This is a genomic window from uncultured Oscillibacter sp. (genome assembly GCF_910584465.1).
Classification (GTDB): Bacteria; Bacillota; Clostridia; order Oscillospirales; family Oscillospiraceae; genus Oscillibacter.
In genome coordinates, this window is record NZ_CAJUBK010000002.1 from 65,858 (window position 1) to 80,042 (window position 14,185).

The window sequence follows — 14,185 nt, forward strand, 5'->3', positions numbered from 1 at the left end:
GAGCCCGGGGCCCGCCGCCTCCCCTGTTCGACGGGAGAGGATATGGGATGGAACGTATCTGCATACTGCTGGCGCTCGTGCTGGCCCTGACCGCCTGCGGCGAAGCCCTGCCGGACGCCGGCGGGGAGCCGCGGCCCCCCGCCGGGGACGCCGTCTCCTTCACCGACGACCTGGGCCAGGACTTCCGGCTGGAGCCGCCCCAAAGGGTGGCGGCGATGATCGGCAGCTTTGCCGACATCTGGTGCCTGGCGGGAGGGAAGGGGTCCCTCATCGCGGCGGCGGGGGACGCCTGGACCTCCTTCGACCTGGGGCTGGGGGAGGACGTGGCGGATCTGGGGGCCGTCAAGGAGCCGAACCTGGAGGTCCTGCTGGCGGCGGAGCCGGATCTGATCCTGGCCAGCGTCAACACCGCCGCCGATCTGGAGCTCCGGGATACCTTCGCCCAGGCGGGCATCCCCGCCGCCTACTTCGAGGTGGACGGCTTCGGCGACTACCTCCGGATGCTGGAGGTCTGCACCCGCCTCACCGGGTGTACGGGGAATTACCGGACTTACGGTGCGGACATCCAAGAGCAGGTGGACGCCGCCGTCCGGCGGCAGGACGGCTCCGCCCCGAGGGTCCTCTACATCCGGGCCGCCGGGAGCGGCTGCAAGGCCAAGGGCAGCGAGGGCAGCGTCCTGGGAGAGATGCTGGCGGACCTGGGCTGCGTCAACATCGCCGACGGCGGGGGGCTGCTGGAGGACCTGAGCCTGGAGGGGATCATCGCCGGGGATCCGGACTATATCTTCGTCGTCTTCCAGGGAGCGGACGCCTCTGCCGCCTCCGCCGCTCTGAGTGCCTCGCTGCTGTCCGATCCCGCCTGGGACAGCCTCCGGGCGGTGGAGGAGGGGCGTTGCATCACCCTGGACCACCGGCTCTACAACCTCAAACCGAACGCCCGCTGGGGGGAAGCCTATGAGATGCTCGCGGACATCCTGTATCCCAACTGAATCCGTCCTCCCGGCCCTGGCCCTGCTGGCGGCGCTGTCCGCCCTGCTGAGCCTGTGCCTGGGGGCGGTGCCCGTGGCCCCGGGGGAGGTCCTGGCCGCGCTGCTGGGGAGGGGGAGCGGCGTGTCCGCCCAGATCGTGCTGCTGGCCCGCCTGCCCCGGACCTGCGGCTGTCTCCTGGCGGGGGCGGCGCTGGCGGCGTCGGGGACCATCATCCAGGGCGTGCTGGGCAACCCTCTGGCGGCGCCCAATGTCATCGGCGTCAACGCCGGGGCGGGACTGCTGACGGCCCTGTGCGCCGCCCTCTGGCCCTCCCGGACGGAGGCGGCGCCTTTGGCGGCGTTCCTGGGGGCCCTGGGCGGCGTGCTGCTGGTGCTGTTCATCGCCCAGCGGACCGGCGCGTCCCGGATGACCCTGGTCCTGGCGGGCGTGGCGGTGTCCGGCATGTTCAGCGCGGGCATCGACGCCGTGCTGACCTTCTTCCCCGACGCGCTGAACGGCTACACGGATTTCCGGGTGGGCGGCGCGGCGAACCTGTCCATGGCACGGGTGGCCCCGGCCTCCTGGGCGATCCTGGCGGCGTTTTTGCTGGCGTTGTCCCTCTCCGGGGAGATGGACGTGCTGCTTCTGGGGGAGGAGACCGCCCGGAGCCTGGGGCTCCCGGCCCGGCGGCTGCGGCTGGTGCTGCTGGCCGCGGCGGCGGCGCTGGCGGGGGCGGCGGTGAGCTTCGTGGGGCTGCTGGGCTTCGTGGGGCTCATCGCGCCCCACATCGCCCGGCGGCTGGCGGGGGAGGACAGCTCCGCCCGGCTGCTGCTGGCCGCCGCCCTGGGCGGGGCGGCGCTGCTGACGCTGTGCGACGTCCTGGCCCGGACGCTGTTCGCCCCCTACGAGCTGCCGGTGGGAGTGGTGCTGTCCCTGCTGGGCGGGCCGTTCTTCCTCTGGCTGCTGCTGCGCCAGCGGCACGGCCCCGGGCGGCGGCGGAAGGAGGCGGGCCATGCTTGAAGCGCGGCGCGTCTCGGCGGGCTATCCGGGCCGGGCGGTGCTGGAGGACGTGTCCCTGGCGGTCCGGCCGGGGGAGCTCCTGGTCCTCCTGGGCCCCAACGGCTGCGGGAAGAGCACGCTGCTGCGGACCCTCTCGGGCCTCCTGCCCGCCCTGGGCGGGGAGGTCCTGCTGGACGGGGAGCCGCTGGGGGAGCACGGCCCCCGGCAGACCGCCCGGAAGGTCGCCTATCTCCCCCAGTCCCGGGCGGTGCCCAGCATCACCGCCCGGCGGATGGTCCTCCACGGCCGCTTCCCCTACCTCTCCTATCCCCGGCGCTACCGCCGGGAGGATCACGAGGCCGTGGAGCGGGCCCTGGCGGCGGCGGACGCGCTGGACCTGGCGGACCGGCCCCTGCCGGAGCTGTCCGGGGGCCAGCGGCAGAAGGTCTATCTCGCCATGGCCCTGGCCCAGGAGACGGAGATCATCCTGATGGACGAGCCCACCACGTACCTGGACATCCGGCACCAGCTGGAGGTCCTGGCCCTGGCCCGCCGTCTGGCGGCGGAGGGCCGGGCCGTGGCGCTGGCGCTCCACGATCTGTGCCTGGCCCTGTCCATGGCGGACGAGACCGCCGTACTGGACGGGGGCCGTCTGGCGGCCCTGGGGGCCCCGGAGGAGATCTATCGGAGCAAGGTCTTGGAGCGGGTCATGGGCATACGGCTGGAGCGCGCCGCCGGACCGGATGGGTGGCGGTATTCCTGCAGACTGCCGGAGGAGGGCTGAGGGATGGCATACTTCCCGTTTTTCGTGGATCTGGAGGGCCGGGAGGGCCTGATCGTAGGCGGCGGGGCCGTGGCCGCGCGCAAGGTGCGCAAGCTCCTGCCCTACGGTCCCCGGCTCACCGTGGCCGCGCCGGAGATCCGGCCGGAGATCGAGAGCGCGCCGGGGACGGTCCTCCTTCGCCGGGCGTTCGAGCCCGCCATGCTGGAGGAGAAGTTTTTCGTCATCGCCGCCACGGGCGACCGGGCGGTGGACCGGGCCGTGGCCGCCCTCTGCCGGGAGCGGGGGATCCTGGTCAACGCGGCGGACGATAAGGAGCACTGCGGCTTTTTGTTCCCCGCCCTGGTGAAGCGGGGGGATCTGTCCGTCGGCATCTCCACCGCCGGGACGAGCCCCAGCGCCGCCGTCTGGACGAAGGAGCGGATCGCCGCCGGGATACCGGAGGAGTTCGGGGCGCTGCTGTCCTATCTGGGGGCCCTGCGCCCGGTGGTCCGGGAGCGGGTGGCGGACGAGGGACGGCACGCGGGGATCTTCTCCCGGCTGTTCCGCGTCTGCCTGGAGACGGGCTTCCCCTTGGGGGAGGAAGCGCTGGCGGCGGTGCTGGAGGGCGCGCCCCGGACCGGCAGGGTCAGCCTGGTCGGCGCGGGCTGCGGCGCGGCGGACCTGATCACGGTCCGGGGCCTGCGGCGGCTGGAGAGCTGTGACGCGGTGGTCTATGACGACCTCCTGTCCCCGGACCTGCTGGACGCCGCCCCGGAGGGGGCCGAGCGGATCTATGCCGGCAAGCGCCGGGGCCGTCATTCCATGGCGCAGGAGGAGATCGGCGCCCTGCTGATCGCCAAGGCCCGGGAGGGGAAGGCCGTCGTCCGCCTCAAGGGAGGGGACCCCTTCGTCTTCGGCCGGGGCGGGGAGGAGGCGCTGGCCCTCCAGGCCGCGGGGATCGAGTGGGAGTATGTCCCCGGCGTCACCTCCGCCGTGGCGGCGCCCGGCTGGGCGGGGATGCCCGTCACCCACCGGGGCGTGAGTCGGAGCGTCCACATCGCCGCCGCCCACACGGCGGACACGGCGGACGGCCTGCCCGCCTGCCTGGAGGAGCTGGCCCGCCTGCCGGGGACGCTGGTGTTCCTCATGGGCCTGTCCCAGCTGGAGGCGCTGGCCCGGCGGCTGATGGAGGCCGGGGTCCCGCCGGAGGTCCCCGCCGCCGTGATCTCAGGCGAAAACGCCCCCCGGCCCATGGCGGTCCGGGGGACGCTGGGGGACATCGCGGGGAAGGCCCGGGAGGCCGGGGCGGAGGCCCCCGCCGTCATCGTGGTGGGCGGCACGGCGGGGATGGACCTGCGCGCCTAGGCCCGGTCCGGGGGATGCCGGGGCGCCCGGGCGGCGGAGCGTTCCCCGCCGCCCTGGGCGCGCCCTCGCCGCCGGGCGGCGGACAGCCTGCGGGGATCGGCCCCGACCGGCGGGGAGGCCCCTCGCCGCCGGGCATCCCGCGGGCCTTCGAGCGGGGCTCAGCCGCCGTAGCCGTACCGCTTCCTCTGGGAGAGCAGGAAGGCCCCCGTGACGGCCAGGGTCAGCAGCTCCGCCGCCGTCACCGCCAGCCAGATGCCGTCCAGCGCCAGGAAGAGGGGCAGGACGAAGATCGCCGCCGTCTGGAACAGCAGGGTCCGCAGGAAGGCGATGGCGGCGGAGATCGGCCCGTTGCTCAGAGCGGTGAAGAAGGCGGAACCGAAGATGTTGAACCCCATGGCCAGGAAGGACAGGGCATACAGCCGGAAGCCCCGGACGGTGAGGGCCAGCAGCTCCGCGTCATAGCCCACGAAGACGCGGGACAGCGGTCCCGCCAGGGCCACGGCGGCGGCGGTCAGCCCCGCGCAGCAGACCAGCATCATCACAAGGCTCTTGCGCAGCAGGCTTTTCAGCTCCCGGCCGTCCCCCGCGCCATAGTGATAGCTGATGACCGGCCCCGCGCCGATGGAGTAGCCCATGAAAACGCCGATGAAGATGAAGTTCACATACATGATGACCCCGAAGGCCGCTACGCCGTCCTCGCCGATGAGGTGCATGAGCTGGAAGTTGTACAGGATGCTCACAAGGGACGTGGAGAGGTTGCTCATCATCTCCGAGGAGCCGTTGGAGCAGGTCTGGACCAGGACGCGGCCCTCGATCCTGGCCTTCGTCAGCCGCAGGGGGGTCTTGTTGGGCAGCAGGAAGTACACCAGCGGCACCACGCCGCCGACGAGGGAGCTGGCCACCGTGGCGGCCGCCGCCCCGGCCACGCCCCAGGGCAGGACGCCCACCAGCAGATAGTCGCCGATCATATTGGTCAGGCCCGCCGCCACGGTGAGCCCCAGCCCCAGTTTGGGCCGCTCCGCCGCGACCAGGAAGCTCTGGAACATGTTTTGCAGGATGAAGGGCACCAGGGCCAGGGAGAGGATGCGCCCATACCGTACGGCCAGGGGCAGCATCTCGCCGTCCGCCCCCAGGGCGGCGCAGAGGGGCTCCATGACCAAGAGCCCCAGGACGGTCAAAAGGGCGCCGGCGGCGACGCCGGTGTAGACGATGAGGGAGAAGTACCGCCGGGCCTTCGGCAGGTCCCCCTCGCCCATGGTGCGGGCCACGACGGCGCTGCCGCCGGTGCCCAGCATGAAGCCCACCGTGGCGAAGATCATCAGGGCGGGCATGATGAGGTTCACCGCCGCGAAGGCGGTCTTCCCCGCGAAGTTGGAGACGAACACGCCGTCCACCACGCCGTAGATGGAGGTGAAGATCAGCATCACCACCGTCGGGAAGGTGAAGCGCAGGAGCTTGGTATAAGTAAAGTGCTCGGATAGATGGATCTGCATAGGGGGTTCCTTTCTTTGTATAGCAAAGCGTATCAGAGACCGCCGGATCTCCGGCGGTCTCAGCCTTTCGGGGACCGGGGGATGGAGGCCGCGGCCTCCCGGAAGAGGGAGAGCCATTTCCGGGACAGGCCGATGATGGTGCGCCACTCCTCCTCCGTCAGGCCCCGGGCGGCGGTCCGCTCCGCCTCCATGACGGGGAGGACGCTCCTCCGGACCAGCTCCCGGCCCCGGCCGGTGAGGGACAGGGAGACCTCCCGGCCCTCTCTGGGACGGAGCGCGAGGAGGCCGTCCCGCTCCAGCTTCCGGACCGAGGAGTGGACGGTCTGCTTGGTCAGGAAGAACTGGCGGCAGATGTCGGTCTGGGTGCAGCCCTCCCCCAGCTCCATCAGGCTCCACAGCACCCAGAGGGCGCTGTCCGACAGGCCCACGCGCTGGGCAAGGGTGTGGTAGAACTCATCGATCTGATGGTCGAGCTGGAGATAGTCCTGGAACAATGCGTAGTTATCCATAGACACAGCCTCCTCTATCGTATGAGATCGGACTTGTGAAGGTCATTATAGTCTGATTTCGTACCAAAGTCAAGTGGGCGATCTCCACAAGGATGCGGGGGCCGGGCGTTGGGCGATATGGACAAGGAGGCCCGGGGACTTTGCCCCCGGGCTTCCGCTTATTTCTCCGTGGAGATGCACAGCGCGTGGCAGATGGAGGGGATGGACTCCCCCTGGAAGCTGGAGGTGGGGGACAGCAGGGCCCCGGTGGGGGCGAAGACGATCTTCCGCCACTTCCCCTGCCGCATCCCGGAGAGGAGATAGCCGTTCAGCACCGAGGCGGAACAGCCGCAGCCGGAGCCTCCGGCGTGCATGTCCTGCTTCTCCCGGTCGTAGAGCAGCAGCCCGCAGTCCTGGAAGCGGTCCCCCATATCGATGCCGTCCCTGGAGAAGAAGTCCCGGACGATGGCGTGGCCCAGCTCCCCAAGGTCGCCGGTGACCACCAGGTCGTAATCCTGGGGCTTGGTGCCGGTGTCCTGGAAGAAGGCGGACAGGGTGTCGTAAGCCGCCGGGGCCATGGCCGCGCCCATGTTGTTGGCGTCGGCGATGCCTTTGTCCACGATCTTCCCGCAGGTGATCTGGGTGACATAGGGCCCGGGCCCGTCGGACGCCAGGATGGTGCACCCGGCGGCGGTGGCGGTCCACTGGGCGGTGGGGGTCCGCTGGTTGCCGTAGGGCACGGGCATCCGGTACTGCCGCTCCGCCGTGCAGAAGTGGGAGGAGGTCATGGCGGCGGCCTTCTCGGCGAAGCCGCCGTCGATGAGCATCGCCGCCAGGGACAGGGATTCGCCCATGGTGGAGCAGGCTCCGTAAAGCCCGTAGAAGGGCACGCCGAACTCCCGCAGGCTGAACGAGGAGCCGATGCACTGGTTCAGCAGGTCCCCGGCGAAGATATAATCCAGGTCGGCGGGCTTCAGCTTGATCTGGTCCAGGGCCCTCTGGAGGACCCGCTTCTGCATGACGGACTCCGCCTTCTCCCAGGTCTTCTCGCCGAAGAAGGAGTCCTGTTCCAGCTCGTCGAAGTGCTCCCGCAGGGGACCCTCGCCCTCCAGCTTGCCGCCGATGTTGGCGTAGGAGATCACGGAGGGGGGATGCTCCAGGGCGATGGTCCGCCGCCCGATCCGTTTGTCGTTCATAGCGCGCCTCCTTAGTGGATGTAGTTCTCCCCGTAGGATGCCCGGGGCGGCGGGGTTTATGCGCGGGAGGGGCGCCTGGCAAAAGGTGCCCTTTTGCGCCGCCGGCCTTGCGGGGGAGCGGACGGCCTGCTATAATCGAGAGGCCAAAAGAGGCCGGAAGGGCTAAACAGAAAAGGAGAGAGACGCTATGAACTATGAGATCAAGGGCGAGCCCATGCCCGTCGTCATCTGCAGCCTGAACGCCGGGGAGACCATGATCACGGAGAAGGGCTCCATGGTGTGGATGAGCCCCAACGTGGAGATGCAGACCTCCGCAGGGGGCTTCGGCAAGGCCTTCGGCCGGATGTTCTCCGGCGAGTCCATGTTCCAGAACTTCTACACCGCCAAGGGCGGCCCGGGCATGATCGCCTTCGCCTCCAGCTTCCCCGGGGCCATCCGGGCCATCGAGGTCGGCCCGGGCAGGTCCGTCGTGTGCCAGAAATCCGCGTTCCTGGCCTCCGAGCAGGGGGTGGAACTGTCCGTGTTCTTCCAGAAGAAGGTGGGCGCGGGCTTCTTCGGCGGCGAGGGCTTCATCATGCAGAAGATCTCCGGCCGGGGCACCGCCTTCGTGGAGATCGACGGCTCCGCCGTGGAGTACGAACTGGCCCCCGGGCAGCAGATGATCGTGGACACCGGGAACCTGGCGATGATGGACGAGACCTGCTCCATCGACATCCAGTCCGTGAAGGGCGTGAAGAACGTGCTTTTCGGCGGCGAGGGGATGTTCAACACCGTGGTCACCGGGCCGGGGAAGGTGGTCCTGCAGACCATGCCCCTGAGCGCCTTCGCGGGGTCCATCGCCTCCGTCCTGCCCAGCAAGAGCTGAGGAGCGGTCCATAGGGATCTGGGTCTAGCAGGGGAAGGCCCCGCCGTCCGGAGACGGCGGGGCCTTTCGGAGTTTCAAAAGAGCAAGAGACTTCACCGGCGGGGAGGGAGAGAGCTACGAGAGGGACCCAGGAAGGGTCCCTCTCGTTTTGACCTCAGACAGGCGGGCGGAGGGGCTCAAGCGCTCTCCCCGCACAGCTTCGCCCCGCCCACGGCGACGGCGAAGACGAACCAGAAGATGCACATCACGCGGGGATAGCTCCACAGATAGTCCGCCGTCCCGCAGACCATGGCCCCGCAGAGGGCGGCGCAGGCGGCGGCGGTGACGGCCCTGGCGGCGGGGGAGCCGCAGTGCCGGACGGCATGGGCCGCCCGCTTGATGCCCCACAGGAGGGACCCCACCAGGCCGGTGACGCCCAGGATGCCCATCTCCGCCCAGACCTGGAGATAGATGCTGTGGGTGTGGACGAAGGGGGCGGGCGCGCGGTAAAGGCGGTGGAGCTTCACATACCGCTGCAGGGCGGCGGAGCCTAAGCCCGCGCCGGACAGGGGCCGGGCCTGGATGGTCCGCAGGGCGGCCCGATAGAGCGGGAAGCGGCTGGCCGTCGAGGAGTCCGACAGGTCGCCGATGGTCAGGATGCGGTTCCAGATGCTGCTGGGCAGGAAGGGCACCGCCAGGCAGCACAGCACCAGGAAAAGCGGCAGCAGCCTTGGGGCCAGGAGCAGGATCATCACGATCATGGCGCAGGCGAAGCCGATCCAGCTCGCCCGGGAATAGGTCATCCCCAGGGCGGTGACGCCCAGGCAGAAGATCCCGGCGGCGAGGAGCCGGAGCAGGCGGCGCGAGGAACAAAGCGCCAGCGCCAGCGTCAGCGGCAGCAGCAGGATCAGAACCTCGGCGAAGGCGTTGGAGTTGTCGAAGATGGAGTAGATGCGGCCGGGCATCCCGGCGTTCAGGTCCAGCTCCAGGTCCACGATGAAGGGGTTGACCTCGATGCCCTGGATCCGCTGGAACACGCCGTAGGAAGAGGTGACCGCCACGCAGACGGAGGCGGACGCCGCCAGGCGCTTGAGATCGTCTATGGAACGCAGGGCGCTGACAGTGACCAGCACGCAGAGGGCGGCGGAGATGTGGTAGACCAGGAAGCGGACGGAGGCGTCCCGGGTCAGGGAGGAGGCCGCGCTCAGGACCACGGCCCCGAAGAACAGGACGGGGAAGAAGCCGATGCGCGTCACGTCCAGGTGCCGCCCGTCCCGGCCCATGGCCCCGGCGTGGAACAGGACCAGGAGGGCCAGGAAGGCCATGAGGGTGTACGCGTTGTTCCAGCGCTCGTAAGGGATGGTCCATAAGAGCAGGATGAGCCAGCTCTCGGCCACGGCGGTCTCGTCCCCCAGGCGGAAGGCCAGGCGGGCGAAGGCGCTGTCCATGAAGACGCCCTCCAGGAGGAGGCAGAGCCTGCGCAATAAGCGCCCCGGCAGATCCACCGTCCAGACCAGTATCCGGCAGGCCAGGCTGTCCGGCCAGGAGCGGGCCACGGCCCCCTCCCGGCGCAAGGGCCGGAGGACGGCGCTGCCGCCGATCTGCAGATCGCACCAGGCCCCCAGCCGGAGGACCAGCCGGTGGAGCCCGCTGTCCAGATAGACGGCCCGGAGCAGGAGCAGGAGCTGATAGAGACGGCTTTCGTTCAGCAGAGTCATGGCGTTCCTCGTTTCATGGTCAGATGCGGTTTTTCAGGCGGTAGAGCTGGGTGAGCGTGAAGAAGTGCTTCCCCCGGACCAAGTTGGCCACCATCTGCTTGTTGGGGCTGAGGCCCGCAGGGGCCAGCGCCCGGATGGCCTGCTCCATCTCCGGGCGGCGGCAGAACTCCTTGACGGCCTTCTGCCGCTGGCGGATGGACTTCGGGTTGTCCCTGGCGTACTCGTTGCCCACGGCGATGAGCAGTCCCGCCCAGTTGGAGCTCTCCCGCCACTGGGGCCGGGCGGGCCCCAGGCCGTACTTCTCCACCAGGGCCTCCTTGCGCTCCATGAAGCGGCTGAAGACCTGGGAGAAGTCCTTCATGTACTTGTGGGTCGCGGAATCAGGGTTGAGGAAATAGCGGTATAGGGGCACGTCCGTCACCGCCAGCTTGCGGCTGTTGCAGAAGTACTCCATCAGGAACAGCTCATCTTCCAGATAAGCGCCCTCGAAGGAGATGCGGCAGGAACGGAGGATGCTGGCGGAAAAGAGGTAGCGCCAGATGAAGCCGTTGAAGATCGGGGGCTGGAGCCTGTCCCCCAGGAGGGGATAGACGATATGCTCCCGGATGCCCTCCTGCGGATAGATCCCGCTGGGGAGCAGGAGCTCGGGAGCGGAGGAGCCGTCGGGGAACAGGTTCGTGTGGGCGCAGCCGGCGGTGTCCGCGCCGCTCTCCTCCCGGAGGTGCCAGAGGGTCTCCAGGGCATGGAACTCGAAGCAGTCGTCGGCGTCCAGGAAGGCGATATAGTCCCCCTTGGCCTCGTTGATCCCCAGGTTCCGGGCCTCGCTGACGCCCTGGTTCTTCTTGCGGTGGAAGACGCGGACCCGGCCGTCCTTGGCGGCGAACCGGTCGCACAGGGCGCCGGAGCCGTCGGTGGAGCCGTCGTCCACCAGGAGCAGCTCCCAGTCGGGGAAGGTCTGGCGGGACACGCTCTCGAAGCACCGGTGCAGGAGCTTCTCCGCCTGATAGACAGGGACGATGACAGAAATACTGGGCATGATGGACCTCCACGCGCCGGGGCGCTCATCAAAAGGGCAGCGGGGGACGAACGAAGGGACCCTCCCCGCGGGAAGGGTCCCGGCTATCGCGCCGGCTGCCGGGATATAGGCCATTGTACCCCATTTTTACCAGGAGGTCAACGCCTTTTCCCGCAGCCTTATCAAAGTCTGTCAAGGCTCGGAGGACGGATCTTCCCCGCCGGGCTCTTCCAGGAAAAGCTCCTCTGCCTGCCGCTGGGCTTGGAGCAGGGTCTCCCTCAGCTGGGCCAAGGTCTGCTCCGCGTCGGTGACGGCGTTGAACAACAGCAGATATTCTTTAGGGATCACGGTCATGGCAGAACTTCCTTTCTTTTAAGAACACAAAATGTAGCCGGGTCCTATGGGTATCATACACAACATTCTGGGAATAACTTGTCTGAATTTGTCGAGCGCTCCTGAAAATCGAAAAATTTGGAGGGATCGGGGAGAGGGGCGGCGGACTTGGGGGGAAGGCCCCGTTTTTTGGCGGCGGCGGTCCGGTCCGCCCGGGATGCTCCCATGCTTCCCCGGCAGTCCGGCAGCCCCCCGGCCTATCGAGAAACACGGGGGAGCGAAACGGCGGGAAGGGCATGTGCGGGGGATCCGGGGAGGGCCTCCGGCACCATACGGATCAAAAAGATCTAGGATTTTTGAAGCCCTGGGGACTTGGCCGGCCTGTCGGGAAGACGGCTTTGAAAAGCTGGAGCGGCGCAGCCGGGAGGCTGCGCCGCTCCTTGGAGATCCCCGTCCCCGGCATCCCCGGGGCCCCTGTCACCGAAGGCCGAAAAGCGTGAGGTGAGTACCGGAGAACAGGTGGCTCTGAGAAGTCTTCAGGCCGATGCCGATCTTCGAGATCTTCTTGAAGGGGAGGTCGGCCCGCAGCACGGTCGGGCCCGGGCCGAGGATCACGCCCTGGACGATGCGGTCTTCGCTGTGCCACGGGAAGAGGAGCGCCAGGAAGGGCCCCAGGGACAGGTCGGTCCGTATCCGCGTGTCGGAGGCTTTGGGGCCCATGAGTTCGAGATAGACGCCGTCGTCCCCGCTGCACTGAGAGAGGTCGGGCACGAAAAGGATGCCGTACATGTCCCAGTCGTTCCAGCTGTCGACATAGTCGCTGACGCTCATCCAGTTAATGGCATCGGAGGATGTATCCTCCATGAGGACCTCGGTCCGGCCCAGCTTGGAGGCCAGCGCGCTGTTGTCGCCGGCGGCGTCGACCCGGCCGCTGAGGGCGGCGAGGGCGGCGTCCAGCTTGGCGTTGTCGGCGTTGAAGTCGTCCATGCGGATGAGGTCGGTGAGCTCCCATTGGTTGAGTTTGTAGGTTTGGGTCTCTTTCATACGTGGTCCCTCCATGATTTAAAGAATGATCTGTACCGGGGAGATATGAGAGGACCGCCGGGGAGGGGGAGTTGCACATGCGCGTGCATAAGGATCTCCGGGACAGGAAAACCTATCCGAAAAAGGAGGTCCTTATATGGAATATTTGAACGCGTTCCTCTGCGGCGGGGTGCTGTGCGCCATCGGACAGATCTTCATCGACAAGACCCAGCTGACCCCGGCACGGATCCTGACGGGCTACGTGGTGGCGGGGGTGATCCTGAGTGCGGTGGGACTGTATGAGCCGCTGGCGCAGTGGGGCGGCGCGGGAGCGACGGTGCCCTTGACGGGCTTCGGGCATCTGCTGGCGAAAGGCGTGCGCCGGGCGGTAGACGTGGACGGCTGGCTGGGGGTCCTGACGGGCGGCCTGACGGCGGCGGCGGGCGGCGTGGCCGCGGCGGTGTTCTTCGGCGCGGTGATGGCGGCGGTGTTCAAGCCCAGCAGCAAGCGCTGACCCGGGAGGGTCCCTTTCGTTTTCGATAAAAAAGTTTTCAGGACTTTTTTGAAAGTCCTGAAAACTTGCACGGCCTGCCGAAAAGCCTTTTCGGCAGGCCGTGCAAATCTGTCACGAAACTGTAACCCATTTCCCCGTGGGGTGTGCTATACTGGAGACCAAGAGCACTCCTTAAGAAAATGCGGAGGAACGTTCAGCGGCCCCAGGGCCGCGCCAAGATCTTCATCGACAGAAAGGAACCCGACGCCATGCGCCGTTTGCTGAGTTTGCTGCTGCTGCTGTCCCTGCTGTCCGGCTGCGGGGCCCCCGCGGCCCCTGTGGAGGAGCCCCCTCCGGAGGAGCCGGAGGTCCAGGAGCCGGAGCCCCCTCCGGCCCCGGTCCAGGAGCCCTATGAGATCGGCGATCCCACGGAGGAGAGGGAGGGCTATGTCCCCTGGACGGGGATCGTGGAGCACCTGTTCTTCCACCCGGTGATCGCCTATCCGGAGCTGGCCTTCGACGGCGACGCCCAGGCCGACGGCCTGGACGACTTCATGGTCACGGCGGACGAGTACAAAAAGATCCTCCAGAGCGTTTACGACAAGGGCTACGTCCTGGTGGACATCAACAGCGTCTGGAGCGAGACGGAGGGGGAGGATGGCCAGCCGGAGATGGTCCGCAACACCCTCTACCTCCCCGAGGGCAAGAAGCCGCTGGTCCTCAGCTACGACGATACGAACTATTACCCCTATATGCTGGAGAACGGCATGACCTATAAGCTGGTGATCGGCGAGGACCTGAAGATCGCCTCCTGGGGGAAGGACCCCCAGGGCAGCGAGGTGGTCAGCCGGGACCTGGACGCCATCCCGATCCTGGACAAGTTTGTGGAAGAACACCCGGACTTCTCCCCCTTCGGGGCCAAGGGGTGCCTGAGCCTGACGGGCTACGAGGGCATCCTGGGCTACCGCACCCAGACGGACACCAAGGAGTGGGACGACGCCAAGGAGGCCGTCCGCCAAAAGGAGCGGGAGGCCGTCCAGCCCATCATCGAGGAGCTTCGCCGCACCGGCTGGACCTTCGGCAGCCACACCTGGGGCCACATCCGCCTGGGCAGCGGGAACATGACGAAGATCGAGGCGGACACCCAGCGCTGGCTGGACGAGGTGGGGAGCCTGGTGGGGGAGACCGCCGTTTTGTTCTACCCCCACGGCGAGCGTCCCGACGGCAACGACTGGACCCAGACCGGCCCGGCGTTCCAGTACCTACATAGCAAGGGCTTCCGGGTGTTCTGCTCCGTAGGGGTGGAGAGCTTCAGCTTCATCAAGAAGGACATCTGCGCGGTGATCTGCGACCGCCTCCACCCGGACGGGACGACGCTCCGCCATTCGAGGGACCGATACCTGCAATTTTACGACGCGAAGGATATCATGGACGTGGACGTGCGTCCCCAGCGCGAGATATCCTGGACGGAGGAGTGAGAAAGGAG

General features: G+C 68.0%; 14 protein-coding genes. 7 read left to right on the top strand and 7 right to left on the bottom strand.

Features of this window, described 5'->3' with window-relative positions; translation table 11 throughout:
• Nucleotides 1-47 precede the first annotated feature (47 nt).
• The 4 genes from QZ332_RS01545 to cobA are packed head-to-tail and all read left to right on the top strand — an operon-like array spanning nucleotide 48 to nucleotide 4,096.
• Complete coding sequence (locus QZ332_RS01545) at nucleotides 48-989, top strand: ABC transporter substrate-binding protein (protein WP_295761448.1); 942 nt, start codon at nucleotides 48-50, stop codon at nucleotides 987-989.
• A complete protein-coding gene (locus QZ332_RS01550) occupies nucleotides 955-1,989 on the top strand; it encodes an iron ABC transporter permease (protein WP_295761451.1) in 1,035 nt (344 codons plus the stop codon). Before QZ332_RS01545 ends, QZ332_RS01550 begins: the two co-directional genes overlap by 35 nt.
• Nucleotides 1,982-2,752: an ABC transporter ATP-binding protein gene (locus QZ332_RS01555; protein ID WP_295761454.1), complete on the top strand. Its 771-nt coding sequence runs from the start codon at nucleotides 1,982-1,984 to the stop codon at nucleotides 2,750-2,752. Before QZ332_RS01550 ends, QZ332_RS01555 begins: the two co-directional genes overlap by 8 nt.
• 3 nt (nucleotides 2,753-2,755) lie before the next feature.
• Nucleotides 2,756-4,096 (top strand): uroporphyrinogen-III C-methyltransferase, encoded by a 1,341-nt coding sequence (cobA, locus tag QZ332_RS01560; protein ID WP_295761456.1) that lies wholly within the window; start codon nucleotides 2,756-2,758, stop codon nucleotides 4,094-4,096.
• 158 nt (nucleotides 4,097-4,254) lie between these two features.
• Here the strand turns inward: cobA and QZ332_RS01565 are convergent, their stop codons facing one another.
• The 3 genes from QZ332_RS01565 to spoVAD all read right to left on the bottom strand — a co-directional run bounded on the left by QZ332_RS01565 (nucleotide 4,255) and on the right by spoVAD (nucleotide 7,273).
• Complete coding sequence (locus QZ332_RS01565; protein WP_295761459.1) at nucleotides 4,255-5,589, bottom strand: MATE family efflux transporter; 1,335 nt, start codon at nucleotides 5,587-5,589, stop codon at nucleotides 4,255-4,257.
• Between the two features lie 59 nt (nucleotides 5,590-5,648).
• Complete coding sequence (locus tag QZ332_RS01570) at nucleotides 5,649-6,098, bottom strand: MarR family winged helix-turn-helix transcriptional regulator (protein WP_295761463.1); 450 nt, start codon at nucleotides 6,096-6,098, stop codon at nucleotides 5,649-5,651.
• Nucleotides 6,099-6,256: 158 nt separating this feature from the next.
• Nucleotides 6,257-7,273, bottom strand: a complete 1,017-nt coding sequence (gene spoVAD, locus QZ332_RS01575) for a stage V sporulation protein AD (RefSeq protein WP_295761466.1) — start codon at nucleotides 7,271-7,273, stop codon at nucleotides 6,257-6,259.
• A 187-nt stretch (nucleotides 7,274-7,460) separates the two neighbouring features.
• Between spoVAD and QZ332_RS01580 the strand changes: the two genes are divergently transcribed.
• Nucleotides 7,461-8,138 carry a TIGR00266 family protein gene (locus QZ332_RS01580; RefSeq protein WP_295761469.1) on the top strand — a complete coding sequence of 226 codons (678 nt, stop codon included), beginning with the start codon at nucleotides 7,461-7,463 and terminating at the stop codon, nucleotides 8,136-8,138.
• A gap of 176 nt (nucleotides 8,139-8,314) precedes the next feature.
• On the opposite strand, the gene QZ332_RS01585 is transcribed toward QZ332_RS01580, so the two are convergent.
• The 4 genes from QZ332_RS01585 to QZ332_RS01600 form a co-directional block, all read right to left on the bottom strand.
• Entirely contained in the window at nucleotides 8,315-9,835 is a 1,521-nt protein-coding gene (locus QZ332_RS01585; RefSeq protein WP_295761472.1) for an O-antigen ligase, read from the bottom strand.
• Between the two features lie 19 nt (nucleotides 9,836-9,854).
• Nucleotides 9,855-10,871, bottom strand: a complete 1,017-nt coding sequence (locus QZ332_RS01590; protein ID WP_295761475.1) for a glycosyltransferase family 2 protein — start codon at nucleotides 10,869-10,871, stop codon at nucleotides 9,855-9,857.
• Nucleotides 10,872-11,042: 171 nt separating this feature from the next.
• Nucleotides 11,043-11,204, bottom strand: a complete 162-nt coding sequence (locus tag QZ332_RS01595) for a hypothetical protein (protein ID WP_295761478.1) — start codon at nucleotides 11,202-11,204, stop codon at nucleotides 11,043-11,045.
• A gap of 456 nt (nucleotides 11,205-11,660) precedes the next feature.
• Complete coding sequence (locus QZ332_RS01600; RefSeq protein ID WP_295761481.1) at nucleotides 11,661-12,227, bottom strand: hypothetical protein; 567 nt, start codon at nucleotides 12,225-12,227, stop codon at nucleotides 11,661-11,663.
• A gap of 136 nt (nucleotides 12,228-12,363) precedes the next feature.
• On the opposite strand from QZ332_RS01600, the gene spoVAE reads away from it, so the two are divergent.
• Nucleotides 12,364-12,720, top strand: a complete 357-nt coding sequence (gene spoVAE, locus QZ332_RS01605; protein WP_295761483.1) for a stage V sporulation protein AE — start codon at nucleotides 12,364-12,366, stop codon at nucleotides 12,718-12,720.
• 179 nt (nucleotides 12,721-12,899) lie between these two features.
• Nucleotides 12,900-14,177 carry a polysaccharide deacetylase family protein gene (locus tag QZ332_RS01610; RefSeq protein ID WP_295761486.1) on the top strand — a complete coding sequence of 426 codons (1,278 nt, stop codon included), beginning with the start codon at nucleotides 12,900-12,902 and terminating at the stop codon, nucleotides 14,175-14,177.
• Nucleotides 14,178-14,185: the final 8 nt, after the last annotated feature.